The sequence below is a fragment of the Burkholderia sp. Se-20378 genome, assembly GCF_017104665.1.
GTDB lineage: Bacteria > Pseudomonadota > Gammaproteobacteria > Burkholderiales > Burkholderiaceae > Burkholderia > Burkholderia lata.
In genome coordinates this window covers 1-19,989 of sequence record NZ_JAAGPG010000068.1, presented here as the reverse complement: position 1 = coordinate 19,989, position 19,989 = coordinate 1, and the positions used below count along the sequence as shown (strand labels likewise).

Annotated in this window: 16 protein-coding genes and 1 pseudogene; 10 read left to right on the top strand and 7 right to left on the bottom strand. The window is 66.0% G+C overall.

Annotation, left to right across the window (positions count from 1 at the left end):
- The coding region (locus G3N93_RS10805; protein ID WP_241026498.1) for an isocitrate/isopropylmalate family dehydrogenase at window positions 1-421 on the top strand (421 nt) is incomplete at its 5' end.
- Window positions 422-701: 280 nt separating this feature from the next.
- Window positions 702-2,930, top strand: coding sequence for an NADP-dependent isocitrate dehydrogenase (locus G3N93_RS10800; RefSeq protein WP_206132998.1), 2,229 nt, complete (start codon window positions 702-704; stop codon window positions 2,928-2,930).
- Window positions 2,931-3,053: 123 nt separating this feature from the next.
- On the opposite strand, the gene G3N93_RS10795 is transcribed toward G3N93_RS10800, so the two are convergent.
- A complete protein-coding gene (locus tag G3N93_RS10795) occupies window positions 3,054-3,278 on the bottom strand; it encodes a hypothetical protein (protein WP_006490888.1) in 225 nt (74 codons plus the stop codon).
- A 671-nt stretch (window positions 3,279-3,949) separates the two neighbouring features.
- Here G3N93_RS10795 and G3N93_RS10790 point away from each other — a divergent pair.
- Window positions 3,950-5,557, top strand: a complete 1,608-nt coding sequence (locus G3N93_RS10790) for a multicopper oxidase family protein (RefSeq protein ID WP_206132997.1) — start codon at window positions 3,950-3,952, stop codon at window positions 5,555-5,557.
- A gap of 184 nt (window positions 5,558-5,741) precedes the next feature.
- Here G3N93_RS10790 and G3N93_RS10785 read toward each other — a convergent pair whose 3' ends face one another.
- Complete coding sequence (locus G3N93_RS10785; protein WP_006478030.1) at window positions 5,742-5,945, bottom strand: cold-shock protein; 204 nt, start codon at window positions 5,943-5,945, stop codon at window positions 5,742-5,744.
- A gap of 544 nt (window positions 5,946-6,489) precedes the next feature.
- Between G3N93_RS10785 and clpS the strand changes: the two genes are divergently transcribed.
- The 4 genes from clpS to G3N93_RS10765 all read left to right on the top strand — a co-directional run bounded on the left by clpS (window position 6,490) and on the right by G3N93_RS10765 (window position 11,492).
- Window positions 6,490-6,804, top strand: coding sequence for an ATP-dependent Clp protease adapter ClpS (gene clpS, locus G3N93_RS10780; protein ID WP_006398529.1), 315 nt, complete (start codon window positions 6,490-6,492; stop codon window positions 6,802-6,804).
- Window positions 6,801-9,101, top strand: coding sequence for an ATP-dependent Clp protease ATP-binding subunit ClpA (gene clpA, locus G3N93_RS10775; RefSeq protein WP_174941508.1), 2,301 nt, complete (start codon window positions 6,801-6,803; stop codon window positions 9,099-9,101). The genes clpS and clpA overlap by 4 nt, the downstream gene beginning before the upstream one ends.
- A gap of 104 nt (window positions 9,102-9,205) precedes the next feature.
- Window positions 9,206-10,585 carry an amino acid permease gene (locus tag G3N93_RS10770; protein ID WP_206132996.1) on the top strand — a complete coding sequence of 460 codons (1,380 nt, stop codon included), beginning with the start codon at window positions 9,206-9,208 and terminating at the stop codon, window positions 10,583-10,585.
- Window positions 10,586-10,721: 136 nt separating this feature from the next.
- Entirely contained in the window at window positions 10,722-11,492 is a 771-nt protein-coding gene (locus G3N93_RS10765; RefSeq protein WP_174941983.1) for a hypothetical protein, read from the top strand.
- Between the two features lie 51 nt (window positions 11,493-11,543).
- On the opposite strand, the gene dut is transcribed toward G3N93_RS10765, so the two are convergent.
- From dut to G3N93_RS10740, 5 genes are all read right to left on the bottom strand, one after another.
- Window positions 11,544-11,990 (bottom strand): dUTP diphosphatase, encoded by a 447-nt coding sequence (dut, locus tag G3N93_RS10760; protein ID WP_059531700.1) that lies wholly within the window; start codon window positions 11,988-11,990, stop codon window positions 11,544-11,546.
- 54 nt (window positions 11,991-12,044) lie between these two features.
- On the bottom strand, window positions 12,045-13,256 hold the full coding sequence (gene coaBC, locus G3N93_RS10755) for a bifunctional phosphopantothenoylcysteine decarboxylase/phosphopantothenate--cysteine ligase CoaBC (protein WP_069248663.1): 1,212 nt from the start codon (window positions 13,254-13,256) through the stop codon (window positions 12,045-12,047).
- A 67-nt stretch (window positions 13,257-13,323) separates the two neighbouring features.
- A complete protein-coding gene (lspA, locus tag G3N93_RS10750; RefSeq protein ID WP_039368190.1) occupies window positions 13,324-13,824 on the bottom strand; it encodes a signal peptidase II in 501 nt (166 codons plus the stop codon).
- Between the two features lie 2 nt (window positions 13,825-13,826).
- Window positions 13,827-16,664 carry an isoleucine--tRNA ligase gene (gene ileS, locus G3N93_RS10745; protein ID WP_174941516.1) on the bottom strand — a complete coding sequence of 946 codons (2,838 nt, stop codon included), beginning with the start codon at window positions 16,662-16,664 and terminating at the stop codon, window positions 13,827-13,829.
- A 104-nt stretch (window positions 16,665-16,768) separates the two neighbouring features.
- On the bottom strand, window positions 16,769-17,761 hold the full coding sequence (locus G3N93_RS10740; RefSeq protein WP_011352959.1) for a bifunctional riboflavin kinase/FAD synthetase: 993 nt from the start codon (window positions 17,759-17,761) through the stop codon (window positions 16,769-16,771).
- Between the two features lie 122 nt (window positions 17,762-17,883).
- Between G3N93_RS10740 and purN the strand changes: the two genes are divergently transcribed.
- The 3 genes and pseudogenes from purN to G3N93_RS10725 all read left to right on the top strand — a co-directional run.
- A complete protein-coding gene (gene purN, locus G3N93_RS10735; RefSeq protein WP_011352958.1) occupies window positions 17,884-18,546 on the top strand; it encodes a phosphoribosylglycinamide formyltransferase in 663 nt (220 codons plus the stop codon).
- Window positions 18,543-19,808: an RsmB/NOP family class I SAM-dependent RNA methyltransferase gene (locus G3N93_RS10730; protein ID WP_174941520.1), complete on the top strand. Its 1,266-nt coding sequence runs from the start codon at window positions 18,543-18,545 to the stop codon at window positions 19,806-19,808. The genes purN and G3N93_RS10730 overlap by 4 nt, the downstream gene beginning before the upstream one ends.
- A gap of 18 nt (window positions 19,809-19,826) precedes the next feature.
- Window positions 19,827-19,989 (top strand): annotated as a pseudogene (locus G3N93_RS10725) (mechanosensitive ion channel protein MscS); the annotation flags it as partial.

Here is a 19,989-nt window from a genome sequence, read left to right as displayed (position 1 = left end):
CAAGGATTCGATCGCCGATGCGTTCCTGCAGCAGATCCTGCTGCGCCCGGCCGAATACGACGTGATCGCCACGCTGAACCTGAACGGCGACTACATCTCCGACGCGCTGGCCGCGCAGGTCGGCGGCATCGGGATCGCGCCGGGTGCGAACCTGTCGGATTCGGTCGCGATGTTCGAAGCGACGCACGGCACCGCACCGAAGTACGCGGGCAAGGATTACGTGAACCCCGGTTCCGAGATCCTGTCGGCGGAAATGATGCTGCGCCACCTCGGCTGGACGGAAGCAGCCGATGCGATCATCGCCGCGATGGAGAAGTCGATCCTGCAGAAGCGCGTCACGTACGACTTCGCGCGCCTGATGGAAGGTGCGACGCAGGTGTCGTGCTCGGGCTTCGGTGAAGTGCTGATCGAGAACATGTAAGTCCCCTTCCGGGGTGGGCCGGCGCATGTCCGGCCGCCCCGGCGCCTACTGCCGGCGCCGGAGCGTTTCGTGGATGGCAGGTTTGTTGGCAGGGCGGTCCGGCATGCGGGCCGCGGCGCCGCGATGCGGCCCGGAGCCCCTGCAAGGTAGAACATGACGGCCCTCGCAACACCACCGCCCGGCTGAGCCGGCGTGCCCCTTTCGCGACCGACCCGGTCGCTCCCCGCCGGTTACCCGCCGGCGTTCTCAGTCCAAATTTTCACGTAGCAACGCATCGACCATGTCCACTTCGCCCAAGATCATCTACACCCTCACTGACGAAGCGCCCGCGCTCGCGACCTATTCGCTGCTGCCGATCGTCAAGGCCTTCACGCGCTCGTCCGGCGTTGCCGTCGAGACGCGCGACATCTCGCTCGCCGGCCGCATCATCGCGGCATTCGCAGACATCCTGCCGCCCGAGCAGAAGGGTTCCGACGATCTGGCCGAACTGGGCCAGCTCACGCTGAAGCCGGAAGCGAACATCATCAAGCTGCCGAACATCAGCGCATCGGTGCCGCAGCTCAAGGCCGCGATCGCCGAACTGCAGGCGCAGGGCTACAAGCTGCCGGCCTATCCGGAAGATCCGTCGACGGACGAAGAGAAGGCGGTCAAGGCCCGCTACGACAAGATCAAGGGCAGCGCGGTGAACCCGGTGCTGCGCGAAGGCAACTCCGACCGCCGCGCGCCGCTGTCGGTCAAGAACTACGCACGCAAGCATCCGCACAAGATGGGCGCGTGGCAGGCCACGTCGAAGGCGCACGTCGCGCACATGAGCGAAGGCGACTTCTACGGCAGCGAGAAGTCGACGCTGATCACCGACGCCGGCAGCGTGAAGATCGAACTCACGACGACCGACGGCGCGAAGAAGGTGCTGAAGGAAAAGACGGCCGTGAAGGCCGGTGAAGTGATCGACGCATCGGTGATGAGCCGCAACGCGCTGCGCAGCTTCATCGACGCGCAGATCGCCGATGCGAAGGCGCAGGACGTGCTGTTCTCGGTGCACCTGAAGGCGACCATGATGAAGGTCTCGGACCCGATCCTGTTCGGTCACTTCGTGTCGGTGTTCTACCGCGACGCGCTCGCGAAGCACGCGGACGTGCTGGCGCAGGTCGGCTTCAACCCGAACAACGGGATCGGCGACCTGTACGCGCGCCTGAAGGATCTGCCGGCCGATACGCGCGAAGCGATCGAAGCCGACGTCAAGGCCGAATACGCCGTGCGCCCGCGCCTGGCGATGGTCAACTCGGACAAGGGCATCACGAACCTGCACGTGCCGAGCGACGTGATCGTCGACGCATCGATGCCGGCCATGATCCGCGATTCGGGCGGCATGTGGGGCCCGGACGGCCAGCTGTACGACGCGAAGGCCGTGATTCCGGACCGCTGCTACGCAGGTGTCTACCAGGCCGTGATCGAGGACTGCAAGCAGCATGGCGCGTTCGATCCGGTCACGATGGGCAGCGTGCCGAACGTCGGCCTGATGGCCCAGGCGGCTGAAGAATACGGTTCGCACGACAAGACGTTCCAGATCCCGGCGGACGGCGTCGTGCGCGTCACCGACGAAGCGGGCAACGTGCTGCTCGAGCATGCCGTGGAAGCGGGCGACATCTGGCGCATGTGCCAGACGAAGGACGCACCGGTGCAGGACTGGGTCAAGCTCGCGGTCAACCGCGCACGCGCGACCGGCGCACCGGCCGTGTTCTGGCTCGATCCGGCGCGCGCACACGACGCGCAGATCATCGCGAAGGTCGAGCGTTACCTGAAGGATCACGACACGAACGGCCTCGACATCCGCGTGATGACGCCGGTCGACGCGACGCGTTTCTCGCTCGAGCGCATCCGCGCGGGCAAGGACACGATCTCGGTCACCGGCAACGTGCTGCGCGATTACCTGACCGACCTGTTCCCGATCATGGAACTCGGCACCAGCGCGAAGATGCTGTCGATCGTGCCGCTGATGGCCGGCGGCGGGATGTTCGAAACGGGTGCGGGCGGTTCCGCACCGAAGCACGTGCAGCAGTTCGTCGAGGAAGGCTTCCTGCGCTGGGATTCGCTCGGTGAATTCCTCGCGCTGGCCGCGTCGCTCGAACACCTCGGCAACGCCTACCAGAACCCGAAGGCGGTCGTGCTCGCGAAGACGCTCGACCAGGCGACCGGCAAGTTCCTGGACGAGAACAAGTCGCCGGCGCGCAAGGTTGGCGGCCTCGACAACCGCGGCAGCCACTTCTACCTGTGCCTGTACTGGGCGCAGGCGCTGGCCGAGCAGAGCGAGGACGCAGCGCTGAAGGCGCAGTTCGAAGGTGTGGCGAAGGCGCTGTCCGACAGCGAAGCGCGCATTCTGGAAGAACTGGCCGCCGCGCAGGGCAAGGCGCAGGCTATCGGCGGTTACTACCGTCCGAACGTCGACCTGACGAGCCAGGCCATGCGCCCGAGCGCGACGCTGAACGGCATCGTCGACGCGGTCGCCTGACGCAGGCCGCGCGATCGCGCGGGCCGATGCGTGTACCGCGATGGCGGGCTTTGCTGCCTGCCGCCGGCTACAAAAGAAAAACGCCCCGGACGCCCGGGGCGTTTTTCGTTGCTGGCTTGCCATTCAGACGTGAACGATTTCCCATTCGGCGATTTCGTGCGGCACTTCGAGCGTTGCCGTGTCCAGTTCGGACAGTTGCTCGCAGTCGCCGCGGGAGATGTGGTCGGCTGCCACTTCGGGGCACGAGAATGCGCCGAGCAGGGCGTTGCCGAACGTCGCTTCCCAGCCGCCGTTACCCGGCAGGATGTAGAACGACCCGAGCGCTGAACCAAAGCGAAATCCCTTCATTTCCGTTCTCCCTTTCTGATCACAAGCGATTCTGTTGTGCCGCCTGCCGGTTCGGCCGGCTGTGGCCCGACTGGCTGCTTGCGCCGGGTTCCGTATCGAACGTCGTGGCGAAGCGTCAGTGCATGGAACAAAGTCTACGTCCGCGACCCGGTCGGATGGTGCATGTAGAACGGCTTCACTAAACAAAAATTCTCTTTTAAAAACAAATAATTATTCTCGTCGTTTTGTATTGCGGAACGTTTTTTGGCATCGCGAAACGGGAAATTTGTGCCCTGCACCACGAATTTTTACAACGCAGAGATTTGTTCCACATCGTGAAATATTGGCGGGTTTGCGGATCGGTGATGCGACCGGCGCCGTGGCGGGGTCGAACGGCAGGCGCCGGGCGACCGCGTGGGAGCCGCTCAGGGCAGGGTTGGGTGGCGTTTCGGCCGCGCGCGAACGGCCGTGCATCGCCGATCGACGATGCGGGTCGATGCATGCCGAATCGGGGGCGGCGTTGTCGAGCCCTGCGGCGTATCGCCGCCCGGCGGGCCGCGGCGCTTCTGGATTTGGGCCTGCGGTTATGATGACGCGGGCATCAGGATTTGCGTCGCGCATCGGCGCTTCAGCCGGCCGGCGCGGGTGTCGCGGCGGCCGCGCGACCCAGCATGGATAACGAGGAACGATTGATGATACGGAGAACCTTCCTGTCGCGCGCCATCGGTGTCGCGGCTGCGTCGCTGTTCGCGCGCGCCGCGTGGGCGCAGCATGCCGGTCACGCCGGCATGGCTGGCATGGACGCGATGGACGACATGCCCGGCATGTCGGGCATGTCAGGGACTGCGGGGCATGAGCAGCACGGGAAGTCTGTACCGGCCGCGCTCGCGGCCGCCGACGCGCTGCCGGCCGGCGCGCCGCTCGCGGCGCTGCGCACGCTAGTGAACGAAAGCCGCGAGCCCGGCACGTTCCGGGCCACGCTGGTGGCGCAGCCCGTGGCGCGCCCGATGCTGCACGGCGCACGGCCGACCACGTTCTGGCAGTTCGGCGCGGGCACGCAGGGCCCCGTCGTCGGTCCGTTGATCGACGTGCGCGAGGGCGACACGGTCGAGATCAAGTTCGTGAACAAGCTGCCGCAGCCGTCGACGATCCACTGGCACGGCCTGCCCGTGCCGCCTGACCAGGACGGCAATCCTTCCGATCCCGTCGCGCCCGGCGCGTCGCACGTGTACCGCTTTACGTTGCCGAAGGGCAGTGCCGGCACTTACTGGTACCACCCGCATCCGCACATGATGACGGCCGAGCAGGTCTTCCGCGGGCTCGCCGGCCCGTTCGTCGTGCGCGCTGCGGACGATCCGCTGGCGGGCTGGCCCGAGCGCAACCTGTTCGTGTCGGACCTGAAGCTTGCGCGCGACGGCACGATTGCACCGAACGACATGATGGACTGGATGAACGGCCGCGAGGGCCAGTTCGTACTGGTCAACGGCGCACGGCGTCCGCGGATCGACGTCGCGGGCGACGAGCGCTGGCGCGTGTGGAACGCGTGCAGTGCGCGCTATTTGCGCGTCGCGTTCGATGACGGCCGTGCGTTCGAGCACGCGGGCACCGACGGCGGGCTGTTCGACGCGCCGCGCAGTGTCACGTCGCTGCTGATCGCGCCGGGCGAACGGGCCGAGCTGCTGGTGCGCGCCGGTGATCGCGCGTCGCGTGCGGTGCTGCAGGCGGCCGAATACGACCGTCGCAAGATGTCGATGTCGCACGATGACGGGCACGGCAGCCTGCCGCCCGATCCGGCGCTGGCCCTGGCTGACGTCGCATTCGCGCCGGCCACCGCCCGTGCGCTGCCCGCGACCCTGCGCACGGTGGCGCCGCTGGGCGAGCCGGTCGCGCACAAGGAGGTTGCGTTCGGCGAAGAGATGGACATGGACGCGATGATGAAGGGCGCGGCGCACGGCCGTCCGGCGGGCATGCGCTTCACGATCAACGGCGACACCTACGCGCCGCATCGCGCGACGCTGACGAGCCGCCGGGGCGACGTCGAGCGCTGGACGATCCGCAACGGCACCGACATGGATCATCCGTTCCACCTGCACGGCACGCAGTTCCAGGTGATCGAGCGCGCGTCGGGCGGTTCGCGCACGAGCGAACCGTTCCGCGCATGGCGCGATACGGTGAACGTGTGCAGCGGCGAAACCGTGACGATTCTCGTCACGCAAGACATGCCCGGTGAGCGCATGTTTCATTGCCACATTCTCGAACACGAGGATCTCGGCATGATGGGCACGCTGAAGGTCGTGTAACGAAGTGGTGATTATGTTTCACGCGTCGGATGAGAATCCGATCTGCGCGCGAGACAAGACAATGCGTGTTCAATTATCGGGATTGAACGAAAAGGCCGGCCAATCGATTATCGATTGGCCGGCCTCAAATAAAGAAACCCGGCGCAAACCATGCGCCGGGTTTCTTCGTCTGATATCCGGTGCCTTATGCGGCCTGGATGTTCGACGCTTGCTTGCCCTTCGGTCCTTGAACGACGTCAAAGCTCACCTTCTGGCCTTCCTTCAGCGTCTTGAAGCCATTCATGGTGATAGCCGAGAAGTGTGCAAACAGATCCTCACCGCCCTCATCGGGAGTGATGAAACCGAAGCCCTTCGCGTCGTTGAACCACTTAACGATACCAGTTGCCATTTCCTACTTCCCCTGTCACACAGTCGCTGCTACTTACCACGAGCACGCTCGAAAAGCTAAACGACCGGAAAATGCAGCCGTTCCCCCCTCACAAGCTCACCTCGGCCTCTTTCATTTTGCCAACCGGCAAATTGAAAAAAGTGCCAGCTTGATTGTTGGCGCTCTTTATTGGAGTGTCAAGTGGAATTTTTAGACGTTTAGAGGGACGTTGTAAAGAACCCATTTTCAGGGTTTTTCCGGCTTTGCTTAGCAGCACGCGGCCAAGCGCGAGGTCTTGAAAAGCCGCATAATCGGCTCATATACCAGGCTCGAGTGACACGCGTTCGAGTCGTCCCGGCTTGTGGGATACTGGATGCGGACACGACGTTCGGTGCCGTTCCCCCTGACGGTTCGTGTTCTGCGCCACGCGTGAAAGCCGGCACCGCAGCCGGCTTTCGTATGGCGCGAAGAAGATCGCGTGTTCCGGGATTCCGGGGAGGGCGCCGGCCGGTCGGTCGGGTAATGGCAGGATTGCGGGCCTGTCCGAGTTGTTTAGAATGGGTGTATGGCGATTATCCCGGACAAGCAGGACAGCACCGTCCTGGAACGCAAGCAGCAGAAGCTCAAGCCGCCTTCGATGTACAAGGTGGTGCTGCTGAACGACGACTTCACGCCGATGGAATTCGTCGTGATGGTGGTCCAGGAGTATTTCAAGAAGGATCGCGAGACGGCCACGCAGATCATGCTGAAGGTCCATCGCGAAGGGCGAGGGGTTTGTGGGGTCTATACGCGGGACATCGCGTCGACCAAGGTTGAGCAAGTCGTTACCCATGCGCGGCAGGCCGGGCATCCGCTGCAGTGCGTGATGGAGGAAGCATGATTGCCCAGGAATTGGAAGTCAGCCTGCACATGGCGTTCATGGAAGCACGCCAGGCGCGCCATGAGTTCATTACGGTCGAGCATTTGCTGCTGGCCCTGCTGGATAATCCGACGGCAGCCGAGGTGTTGCGCGCGTGCGCGGCAAACATCGAGGACTTGCGTCAGAACCTGCGCAATTTCATCCACGACAACACACCTACCGTCCCGGGCACCGACGATGTCGATACCCAGCCGACGCTCGGTTTCCAGCGCGTGATCCAGCGCGCGATCATGCACGTCCAGTCGACGTCGAACGGCAAGAAGGAAGTGACCGGCGCGAACGTGCTGGTTGCGATCTTCGGCGAGAAGGATTCGCATGCCGTGTACTACCTGCAGCAGCAGGGCGTCACGCGCCTGGATGTCGTGAACTTCATTTCGCACGGCATCGCGAAGACGAACAACGGCGAAGCCGCGAAGTCGGCCGATGCGAACGCGGAAAGCGAAGACGCGAATGCGCAGAAGGAAACGCCGCTCGCGCAGTTCACGCAGAACCTGAACCAGATGGCGAAGGACGGCCGCATCGATCCGCTGATCGGTCGCGAGCCCGAGGTCGAGCGCGTGGTCCAGGTGCTGTGCCGTCGCCGCAAGAACAATCCGCTGCTCGTCGGCGAGGCCGGCGTCGGCAAGACCGCGATCGCGGAAGGGCTCGCCTATCGCATCACGCGCGGCGAAGTGCCGGATATCCTCGCGAACGCGCAGGTCTACTCGCTCGACATGGGCGCGTTGCTCGCGGGCACCAAGTACCGTGGCGATTTCGAGCAACGTCTGAAGACGGTGCTGAAAGAGCTGAAGGAGCGTCCGCACGCGATCCTGTTTATCGACGAAATCCATACGCTGATCGGCGCGGGCGCCGCGTCGGGCGGCACGCTCGATGCATCGAACCTGCTGAAGCCGGCGCTGTCGTCGGGCACGCTCAAGTGCATCGGCGCGACCACGTTCACCGAATATCGCGGCATCTTCGAGAAGGATGCGGCGCTGTCGCGGCGCTTCCAGAAGGTCGACGTGTCGGAGCCGACCGTCGAGCAGACGGTCGCGATCCTGCGCGGGCTGAAGTCGCGCTTCGAGGAGCATCACGGCGTCAAGTATTCGTCGGGTGCGCTGTCGGCCGCGGCTGAGCTGTCGGCGCGCTTCATTACCGACCGTCACCTGCCGGACAAGGCGATCGACGTGATCGACGAAGCGGGCGCCGCCCAGCGCATCCTGCCGAAGTCGAAGCAGAAGAAGACGATCGGCAAGAGCGAGATCGAGGAAATCATCTCGAAGATCGCGCGCGTGCCGCCGCAGAGCGTGTCGCAGGACGATCGCAGCAAGCTGCAGACGCTCGACCGCGACTTGAAGAGCGTCGTGTTCGGCCAGGATCCGGCGATCGACGCACTGGCTGCCTCGATCAAGATGGCGCGCGCGGGCCTCGGCAAGATGGACAAGCCGATCGGCGCGTTCCTGTTCTCCGGCCCGACGGGCGTCGGCAAGACCGAAGTGGCGCGCCAGCTCGCGTTCACGCTCGGCATCGAGCTGATCCGCTTCGACATGTCGGAATACATGGAGCGTCACGCGGTGAGCCGTCTGATCGGCGCGCCGCCGGGCTACGTCGGGTTCGACCAGGGTGGCCTGCTGACCGAAGCCGTCACGAAGAAGCCGCACTGCGTGCTGCTGCTCGACGAAATCGAGAAGGCGCATCCGGACATCTTCAACGTGCTGCTGCAGGTGATGGACCACGGTACGCTGACGGACAACAACGGCCGCAAGGCGGATTTCCGCAACGTCATCATCATCATGACGACGAACGCGGGCGCCGAGTCGATGCAGAAGGCGACGATCGGCTTCACGACGCGCCGCGAGACGGGCGACGAGATGACCGACATCAAGCGCCTGTTCACGCCGGAGTTCCGCAACCGCCTGGATTCGATCATCAGCTTCCGCTCGCTCGATGAGGAAATCATCATGCGCGTGGTCGACAAGTTCCTGATCCAGCTCGAGGAACAGCTGCACGAGAAGAAGGTCGATGCGCTCTTCACCGACGCGTTGCGCAAGCATCTCGCGAAGCACGGCTTCGACCCGTTGATGGGTGCGCGGCCGATGCAGCGGCTGATCCAGGACACGATCCGGCGCGCGCTGGCCGACGAGCTGCTGTTCGGCAAGCTCGTCAACGGCGGCCACGTGACGGTCGATGTCGACGAAAGCGACAAGGTGCAGTTGTCGTTCGACAAGCTGGCGAATCCGCCGCACAAGCCGAACGAAGAGGCGGTCGAAGTCGAGTAAGCGATAATCGGGTAGTTCATGCGAACGGCGCGGGATGTTTTCCGCGCCGTTTCGTTTTATCTGGCGCCGGCGGCGCGATGGTGGTGCAGGGGAGTGGCAACGCAGTGACACAACAACAACGGTCGTTCGACGACATCGTCGCGCGCGAACAGGGTTTGCGCCATGCGCTGACATCGGGGCAGATGGCGATGATTGCGATCGGCGGCGCGATCGGGACGGGGCTGTTCCTCGGCAGCGGGTTCGCGATCGGGCTCGCCGGCCCGAGCGTGCTGGTTTCGTACGCGATCGGCGCACTGATCGCGCTGCTGCTGATGGGCGCGCTCGCGGAAATGACGGTCGCGCATCCGACGGCCGGGTCGTTCGGCGCGTATGCCGAGCACTATGTCGGCCCGCTGGCGGGCTTCCTCGTGCGCTATGCGTACTGGTTTGCGGTCGTGTTCGCGATCGGTACCGAGATCAGCGCGATCGCCGTGTTCATGAAGTACTGGTTCCCGGCCGTGCCCGGCTGGTACTGGGTGATCGGCTTCTCCGCGCTGCTGATCGCCGTGAACCTCGCGAGCGTCACGCTGTACGGCACGGTCGAATACGCCTTCTCGCTGCTGAAGATCGCGGCGATCGTCGTGTTCATCGTGCTCGGCGCCTACCTCGTGTGGTCGGCGCCGGCCGCATCGGGCGTCGGCTTTGCGAACTACACCGCGCACGGCGGCTTCATGCCGAAAGGGCCGTGGGGCACCTGGGTCGCGGTGATCGTCGCGATCTTCAGCTACATGAGCATCGAAGCCGTCGCGATCGCGGCCGGCGAGGCGCGCGATCCGCAGCACGCGGTCACGCGCGCGTTCCGCTCGACCGTGTTCCGGCTCGTGCTGTTCTACCTGCTGACGCTGTCGCTGATGCTCGCGATCGTGCCTTGGACGCAGGCCGGCACCGACGAAAGCCCGTTCGTGAAGGTGATGGCCGCGACCCACGTGCCGTACGCGGCAGGCGTGATCAACTTCGTGCTGCTGATCGCGGCATTGTCGGCGATGAACAGCCAGCTTTACGTGACGACGCGGATGATGTTCAGCCTGTCGCGCGCACGGCTCGCGCCCGCGGTGTTCGGCCGGCTCGGCACGAACGGCGTGCCGCGCGCGGCGCTGTGGATCTCGACGAGCGGCGTCGCGGTCGCGGCCGTACTGGTTGCGCTGGCCCCGGACACCGCGTTCACCGTGATGATGGCGATCGCGATGTTCGGTGCACTGTTCACGTGGCTGATGATCTTCGTCACGCACCTGCGCTTCCGTTCGCAGTATCGCGGCCCCGCGCTCGCGTTCCGGATGTGGGGGCACCCGTTCGGCAGCCTGCTCGGTGCGGGCCTGGTCGCGGCGATCCTGTTCACGACCGCGTTCACGCGCGAATTCCGGATGACGATGGTGGTTGGCGTCGTGTTCGCCGTGCTGCTGACGCTCGCGTACGCGCTGCATTACCGACACCAGCACGCGCGTTGATCGCCACGGCGTGGCCCGCCCACGCCGCTTCCCTGTTCGCTAAGGTTCCGTTAAGCCCGCGGCGACTACATTCGATCCTGTCTGCAAGGCAGGCCGGCCCGCGCCGGCCCGCCGCTTTCCTGCAAAAGGGGTTCGAATGAACAAACTTCCCGAAATCACGCTCGCGTTCTGGATCATGAAGATCTGCGCGACGACGCTCGGCGAAACCGGCGGCGACCTGCTGTCGATGACGCTGAACGTCGGCTACGCGGTGAGCTCCATCCTGCTGTTCGGCTTCTTTCTCGTGACGCTGGGCGCGCAGCTCAGGACGACGCGCTATCGCCCGGCGATCTACTGGGCCGTAATCGTCGCGACCAGCACGGCCGGCACGACGATGTCCGACTTCATGGACCGCACGCTCGGTCTCGGCTATGCGGCCGGCTCGTCGATCCTCGTTGCGATCCTGCTGGCGATTTTCGCGGTGTGGCGCCTCAGCGGTGAATCGCTGTCGGTCGACCTGATCCGCACGCGCAAGGTCGAGCTGCTGTACTGGATCGCGATCCTGTTCTCGAACACGCTCGGCACCGCGCTCGGCGACTTTCTCGCCGACAGCTCGGGGCTCGGCTTCGGCGGCGGCGCGTTGCTGATCGGCGGGCTGCTCGCGGTGATCGTGCTGGCGCACTATTTCACGCGGATCTCCGGCGTGCTGCTGTTCTGGGCTGCTTTCGTGCTGACGCGCCCGTTCGGCGCGACGGTCGGCGACCTGCTGACGAAGCCGGTTGCGAAGGGCGGGCTCGCGCTCGGCACGGTCGGTTCGTCGGCCGTGTTGCTCGGCGTGCTGGTCGCGATGGTGATCTACGCGATCGTGGCTCAATCGCGGCAGCGCGATCTGACGCCCGCGCGGATCGCGCAAGCCGTCGAGGAATGATGGTGAAGGACAAGAAAAAGGGGCCGCGAGGCCCCTTTTTTGTTGCGCCGTTCAGTGACGGCCGGTGCTGCCGAAGCCGCCCTCGCCACGATCGCTTTCCGCGAAGTCGTCGACGATGTTGAACTGCGCCTGCACGACCGGCACGATCACGAGCTGGGCGAGCCGCTCGAACGGATTCAGCACGAACTCGGTCTGGCCGCGGTTCCAGGTCGAGATCATCAGCTGGCCCTGGTAGTCGGAATCGATCAGGCCGACGAGGTTGCCGAGCACGATGCCGTGCTTGTGGCCGAGGCCCGAGCGCGGCAGGATCAGCGCCGCGTAGCCGGGGTCGGCGAGATGGATCGCGAGGCCGGTCGGCACGAGCGTCGTTTCACCCGGCTGCAGCGTGACCGGTGCATCGAGGCACGCACGCAGGTCGAGGCCCGCGCTGCCGGTAGTCGCGTAGGCGGGCAGGTAGTCGCGCATGCGCGCGTCGAGAATCTTCAGGTCGAGTTTCATGCGGTCGTCGGATGGGTCGGGAAGGGCGCGGCAGCAACGCTGCCGCGCAGGAGATCAGATCAGGCGGTTGTCGGGCAGGCGCTTCGCGATTTCCGCGACGAGCGTATGTGCGAGTTCGTCCTTCGGCGCACGCGGCAGGCGCGTGAGGCCGGCGGCCTCGAACAGCACGACTTCGTTGTCGTCGCGGCCGAACGTCAGCGGGCCGAGGTTGCCGACGAGCAGCGGCACGTTCTTGCGCTTGCGCTTCTCGTCACCGTGCACGTCGAGATCGCCGCTTTCGGCCGCGAAGCCGACGCAGAACGGCGGATCGGGCAGCGCCGCGACCGACGCGAGGATGTCGGGATTCTCGACGAACGCGAGCGCGGGCACCTTGTGGTCGGCCGTCTTCTTCATCTTGTGCTCGGCCGGCTGGGCGACGCGCCAGTCGGCGACCGCAGCGACCGCGATGAAGATGTCGGCATCGGCGACGGCATGCATGACCGCGTCGTACATCTGCTGCGCAGTCTGCACGTCCTGGCGGTAAACGCCCCACGGCGTGTCGAGCGCCACCGGCCCTGCGACGAGATGCACGTCGGCGCCGGCCTGTTGCGCGGCGCGTGCGAGCGCGAAGCCCATCTTGCCGCTTGAGCGGTTCGTGAGGCCGCGCACCGGGTCGAGCGGTTCGAACGTCGGCCCGGCCGTGATCAGCACGCGCCGGTGCGCGAGCACCTTCGGCGCGAAGTGCGCGACGATCGCTTCATAGATCGCCTCGGGTTCGAGCATGCGGCCGTCGCCGACTTCGCCACACGCCTGCGCGCCCGAATCCGGGCCGAGCACCGACACGCCGTCTGCGCGCAGTTGCGCGGCATTGCGCTGCGTGGCCGGGTTCTGCCACATCTGGCGGTTCATTGCGGGAACGACGAGCAGCGGGCAATCGCGCGCGACGCACAGCGTCGACAGCAGGTCGTCCGCGAACCCGTGTGCGAGCTTCGCGAGGAAGTCCGTCGACGCAGGCGCGATCACGATCGCATCGGCTTCGCGCGACAGGTCGATGTGCGCCATGTTGTTGTCGACCCGCGCGTCCCACTGGCTCGTGTAGACGGGCCGGCCCGACAACGCCTGCATCGTGACGGGCGTGATGAACTGGGTGGCGGCTTCGGTCATCGCGACCTGTACGGTCGCGCCGGCCTTCACGAGCAGCCGCGTGAGCTCGGCGATCTTGTAGCAGGCGATGCCGCCCGTCAGGCCGAGAACGAGGTGTTTTCCTGCGAGTTCTGCGTGTGCCAACTCAGGCCTCCAAGGGTCAAACGGAACGGCCGGCGCGAAGCCGGCCGTCGACGCCGAGTATGCGCGCTTAGCGCGAGCCGCGCACGCGACGCAGTTCGTCGTAGATCAGCAGCACCGCGCCGACCGTGATCGCGGAATCGGCGAGGTTGAACGCCGGGAAGTGCCAGGCGCCGAGATGGAAATCGAGGAAGTCGATCACGTGGCCGTAGACGAGCCGGTCGATCACGTTGCCGAGTGCGCCGCCGAGGATCATGGCGAGCGACAGGCTGAACAGCCGCTGCTGGCCATGACGCTTCAGCAGGAAGCAGATCACGAGCGTCGCGCCGATGCCGAGCGCGGTGAACGCCCAACGCTGCCAGCCGCCTGCGGTCGACAGGAAGCCGAACGCGGCGCCGCGGTTGTACACCAGCACGAGGTTGAAGAACGACGTCAGCTCGTGCTGCGCGCCGTACGCGAACGTTTTCAGGATCGCGATCTTCGACAGCTGGTCGAACAGGATCACGATCAGCGAAATGCCGAGCCAGGGCGCAAGCGCGCCGCTGGCCGGTTTCGACAGGGTTTTCGCCATATTTAAGCAGCGCTCCGGATTTCGCCGTTTTCGAACAGGTTGGAGAAGCAGCGGCCGCACAGCGTCGGATGATCGGCATGCGCGCCGACATCTTCACGGTAGTGCCAGCAGCGCTCGCACTTCTGATACTTCGACGCGGCCACGTCGACGCTTTCCTGCGCTTCGTCGTCGACCTTGACGACCGTCGCAGCCGACGTGATCAGCACGAACTTGAGATCCTCGCCGAGGCTCGTGAGCGCGTCGTAGCGTGCGCCGCTCGCGTGCACCGCGACTTCGGCCTGCAGCGACGAACCGATGCGGTTCGCGGTGCGTGCTTCTTCCAGCGCCTTCGTCACGTTGCCGCGCACATCGCGCAGCAGCGCCCACTTCTCGATCAGCGCGGCGGAGCCGGCAACTTCCGGATACGCGTAGTAGGTTTCCGTGTAGATCGTGTCGCTGGCCGGCTGGAACACCTTCCACGCTTCTTCCGCCGTGAACGACAGGAACGGCGCGAGCACGCGCAGCAGGCCGTGCGTCAGGTGGTACAGCGCCGTCTGCGCGGAGCGGCGTGCGCGCGAATCGGCCGCGCTCGTGTACAGGCGGTCCTTCAGCACGTCGAGGTAGAAGCCGCCGAGATCTTCCGAGCAGTACGTCTGCAGCTTCGCGACGACCGGGTGGAATTCGTACTTCTCGTAGTGGCCGAGCAGCTCCGTCTGCAGTTGCTGCGAGAACGCGACCGCATAGCGGTCGATCTCGAGCCATTCCTCGACCGGCACCGCATGCTGCGCGAAGTCGAAGTCCGACAGGTTCGCGAGCAGGAAGCGCAGCGTGTTGCGGATGCGGCGATAGCCTTCGGTCACGCGCTTCAGGATTTCCTCGGAGATCGCGAGCTCGCCCGAATAGTCGGTCGAGGCGATCCACAGGCGGATGATTTCCGCGCCGAGGCGGTTCGCGACTTCATGCGGGTCGATGCCGTTGCCGAGCGACTTGCTCATCTTGCGGCCTTCGCCGTCGACCGTGAAGCCGTGCGTGAGCAGGCCCTTGTACGGCGCGCGGCCGTCGATCATCGACGCGGTGAGCAGCGACGAGTGGAACCAGCCGCGGTGCTGGTCCGAGCCTTCGAGGTAAAGGTCGGCCGGGAACTGCAGCTGATCCTTGTGCGAGCCGCGCAGCACGTGCCAGTGCGTCGTGCCCGAATCGAACCACACGTCGAGCGTGTCGCGGTTCTTTTCGTACAGGTTCGCGTCGTCGCCGATCAGCTCGCGCGGGTCGAGCGTCTGCCATGCCTCGATGCCCGACTGCTCGACGCGCTTCGCGACTTCCTCGAGCAGCTCGAGCGTGCGCGGATGCAGCTCGCCGGTTTCCTTGTGCACGAAGAACGCCATCGGCACGCCCCACTGGCGCTGGCGCGACAGCGTCCAGTCAGGACGGTTCGCGATCATGCTGAACAGGCGCTGCTTGCCCCACGACGGGTAGAACGCGGTCGCGTCGACGCCTTCGAGCGCCGTTTCGCGCAGCGTCTTGCCGCCGTCGCGCGGCGTGACGTCCATGCCCGCGAACCACTGCGACGTCGCGCGGTAGATGATCGGCGTCTTGTGGCGCCAGCAATGCATGTAGCTGTGCGTGTACTTCTCGCTGCGCAGCAGCGAGCCGGCCGCGTTCAGCGCCTCGACGATCTTCGGGTTCGCGTCCCAGATCGACAGGCCGCCGAACAGCGGCAGCGATTCGATATAGCGGCCATCACCCATCACCGGGTTGATGAAGTCCGAGTCGGTCATGCCGTGCGCCTTGCAGGACACGAAGTCCTCGATACCGTACGCGGGCGACGAGTGCACGACGCCGGTACCCGTGTCGGTCGTCACGTAGTCGCCGAGGTAGACGGGCGCGGTGCGCTTGTAGCCGGGGTGAGCCGACGCGAGCGGGTGGTGGAAGCGCAGGCCCGCGAGCTTCACGCCCGGCGCGGTTGCGACGACGCGGCCGGTCAGCTTGAAGTCGGTCATGCAGGCTTCGACGCGCTCTTCCGCGATGATCAGCAGCCCGCGCTCGGTGTCGACCAGCGCGTAGACGATTTCCGGATGGAGGTTCAGCGCCTGGTTCGCCGGGATCGTCCACGGCGTGGTGGTCCAGATCACGATGCCGCCTTCGGCGCGCGGCAGCGCCGGCAGGCCGAACGCCTGCGCGGTCTTTTCCGGTTCCGCGAACGCGAACATCACGTCGATCGTCGGATCGGTGCGGTCCTTGTACTCGACTTCCGCTTCCGCGAGCGCCGAGCCGCAGTCGAAGCACCAGTTCACCGGCTTCAGCCCGCGATACACGTAGCCCTTCTCGATGATCTTGCCGAGCGCGCGGATCTCTTCCGCCTCGTTGACGAAGTTCATCGTCTTGTACGGGTTGGCCCAGTCGCCGAGCACGCCCAGGCGCTTGAAGCCGACCTTCTGCTTCTCGATCTGCTCGGTCGCGTACGTGCGCGCCTTGCTCATCACTTCGGCCGCCGGCAGCGACTTGCCGAACTGCTTCTCGATCTGGATTTCGATCGGCATCCCGTGGCAATCCCAGCCCGGCACGTACGGTGCGTCGAAGCCGGCCATGTTGCGCGACTTGACGACGATGTCCTTCAGGATCTTGTTGACGGCGTGGCCGAGGTGGATGTCGCCGTTCGCATACGGCGGGCCGTCGTGCAGGATGAACTTCGGACGGCCGGCGCTGGCCGCGCGGATCTTCTCGTAGATGCCGCGCTCCTCCCATTCCTTGACCCACTGCGGCTCGCGCTTGGGCAGGTCGCCGCGCATCGGGAACGGCGTGTCGAGCAGGTTGACCGGATACTTGGCCTGCGGTTTCGAATCGGCTTTCTTGTTGCTCATGATGGGATCGCTATCTAAATCTCGAGGGACGCGCGAGCGTCGTGAATCGGGTATGCGCGCGACTGAGCGGCGCGAGGGTGCGGCGCGCGGCGCCGCCGTCCGGATCAGCTAATTCGGTCGGTGGCCGACGTCGAGAAGCCCGTCGCGCGGCTGCCCGGCGCACGGTCGCGCTCGATGAAGTACGCGCGTGCATTCGCGACGTCCAGTGCGATCGCGCGCGACAGCGCCTCGAGATCGTCGAATTTCGCCTCGTCGCGCAGCTTCTTCAGGAATTCGACGCGGATGAGCTTGCCGTACGCGTCGCCATGCCAGTCGAGCAGGTGGACTTCGAGCAGCACGCGGCCCGAATCGTCGACGGTCGGGCGCAGGCCGAGGCTCGCGACGCCCGGCAGCGGGGCGGGGCCGAGGCCGTGCACCTGCACGACGAAGATGCCTGCGAGCGCCGGCCGCTTGTGGGCGATCGGCAGGTTCAGCGTCGGGAAGCCGAGGTCGCGGCCGAGCTTCAGCCCGTGCGCGACGTGGCCGCTGATCGCATAGCCGTGGCCGAGCGCCTGCGCGGCCGCATCGAGATCGCCGGCCGCGAGCGCGGCGCGCACGCCCGAGCTCGAGATGCGCGTGCCGTCGCTGCCGGCCACCGTCCCCATCTGCTCGACCTCGAAGCCGTACTGCGCGCCGGCCGCCTGCAGCGTGTCGAAGGTGCCCGCGCGTTTCGCGCCGTAGCAGAAATCGTCGCCGACCATCATCCAGCGCGTGTGCAGCCCGTTCACCAGCGTGCGTTCGACGAACGCCTGCGGCGACTGGCTCGCGAACGTGTGGTTGAAGTGCTCGACGACCACGCGGTCGACACCGTGATCGCGCAGCGCCTCGAGCTTGTCGCGCAGCATCGCGATGCGCGGCGGCGCGCCGGCCGGGTTGAAGAATTCGCGCGGGTGCGGCTCGAACGTCATCACGCACACGGGCAGGCCGCGCGCGTCCGCTGCTGCGCGCACGCGCGCGAGCAGGGCCTGGTGGCCGCGATGGACACCGTCGAAGTTGCCGATCGTCAGCGCGCACGGGGCGCGGCTCTCGGCGTTGGGCAGGCCGCGGAAGACTTTCACGATAGCGGATGCAGCGTCGGGGAATGGGCGGTGGGGTGCCGCAAAGCAGAAGATTATAAACGTTCGGGCGGGTCGGCGGCCGAGAAGGGGGGAAACGCGGGGGCGAATGGTAAAATTCGCGGATGAAAAAACTCGTGATCCTGATTTCCGGTCGCGGCAGCAACATGGAGGCCATCGTCCGCGCGTGCGCGCAGGAACGCTGGCCGGCCGAGATTGCCGCCGTGATCGCCAACCGGCCCGACGCGGCCGGGTTGGCATTTGCCGCGTCGCACGGGGTGGCGACGGCGGTGGTCGACCACCGGTCGTTCGATGGCCGCGACAGCTTCGACGCGGCGCTCGCCGCCGAGATCGACCGATTCGCGCCCGATCTCGTGGTCCTCGCCGGCTTCATGCGCATTCTCACGCCTGCATTCGTCAGACGATACGAAGGGCGGCTGCTGAACATCCATCCGTCGCTGCTGCCGAGCTTCAAGGGCATTCACACGCACCAGCAGGCGCTCGACGCAGGTGTCGCGCTGCATGGCGCAAGCGTGCATTTCGTCATTCCCGAGCTCGACAGCGGCGCGATCGTCGCGCAGGGCGCGGTGCCCGTACGCGCGGGCGACGACGCGGCCGCGCTCGCGCAGCGTGTGCTGACGGTCGAGCATGTGCTGTATCCGCGCGCGGTGCGCTGGTTCATCGAGGGGCGTCTGCGCCTCGAGAACGGCCGTGCAGTGGTGGCGCCGGAAGAGGCGCGCTGGATTTTCGCGGATCAACCGCATACCGAAACGAGTGAGGGTGTATGAAACTGCACGGATTCCTGATCGGCCAGACCGAGACTTTGCTGGCGGAGGTGCTGAAGTTCGCCGGCCCCGCCGATGCGACGACGAGCCGGTTCTTCCGCGCGCATCCGAAGCTCGGGCATGCCGAGCGCGGCGTGATCGCCGAGGCCGTGTTCGCGGTGCTGCGCCGGAAGATGGAGTTTTCGCACCTTGCCGAGAGCGGCACGGGCACGCCCGCGCGGCGCCTCACGCTGCTCGGCCTGATGCAGACGGCCGGCCGCAATGCGCTGAAGCCGTTCCTGTCGGACACCGAGTCCGCGTGGCTCGAGCACGTGTCGAAAATCGACCCGGCGAGCCTGCCGGTGCGCATTCGCACGAACCTGCCCGACTGGATCCACCAGGCATTGTCGGCCCGTTTCGACGCCGACGAGCTCGCGCAGCTCGCGGCCGCGCTGAACTACCCGGCGCCGCTCGACCTGCGCGCCAACGCGCAGAAGGCCAGCCGTGATCAGGTCATCGACGGGTTGCGCGCGGAAGGCATCGATGCGGGCGCGACGCCGTTTTCGCCGTTCGGCGTGCGCGTGGTCGGCAAGCCGGCGCTGACGCGCCTGAGGCTGTTCGAGGAAGGCGCGATCGAGGTGCAGGACGAAGGCAGCCAACTGCTGTGCTCGCTGGTCGCGCCGCGTCGCGGCGAGATGGTCGTCGATTTCTGCGCGGGCGCGGGCGGCAAGACGCTCGCGCTGGGCGCGATGATGCGCTCGACCGGGCGCCTCTATGCGTTCGACGTGTCGGAAAAGCGCCTCGCGAAGCTGAAGCCGCGCCTCGCGCGCAGCGGGCTGTCGAACGTGAACCCGGTGCTGATCGACAGCGAACACGATGCGAAGATCAAGCGGCTCGCCGGCAAGATCGACCGCGTGCTGGTCGACGCGCCGTGCAGCGGCCTCGGCACGCTGCGCCGCAATCCCGACCTGAAGTGGCGCCAGACGCGCACGGCGATCGACGAGCTGACACCGAAGCAGGCGTCGATCCTCGCGAGCGCCGCGCGTCTCGTGAAGAAGGGCGGCCGGCTCGTCTACGCGACCTGCAGCGTGCTCGACGCCGAGAACGAACGCATCGTCGAACAGTTCCTGGCCGATCATCCCGATTTCGTGCTGGTGCCGGCGCAACAGGTACTGGCCGACCAGCGCATCGAGCTCGAGACGGGCGACTACCTGTCGCTGTGGCCGCACCGCCACGCGACCGACGGCTTCTTCGCCGCGGTGCTCGAACGGCGCGCTGCGCAGTAACGGCGGGCCGGACGGACGATGGAGAATCTGCAGAGCCGCCTGCTGTCGCACCGGCTGGCATCGGTCATCCGCGATTTCCACCAGCCGGTGATGATCTGGCAGGCGGCGATCCTCATCGGTGCGCTGTGCTTCGCCTGGGTGGCCGCGCGCTTCGTGCACGGCCGGATCGACGCTCGCCGCC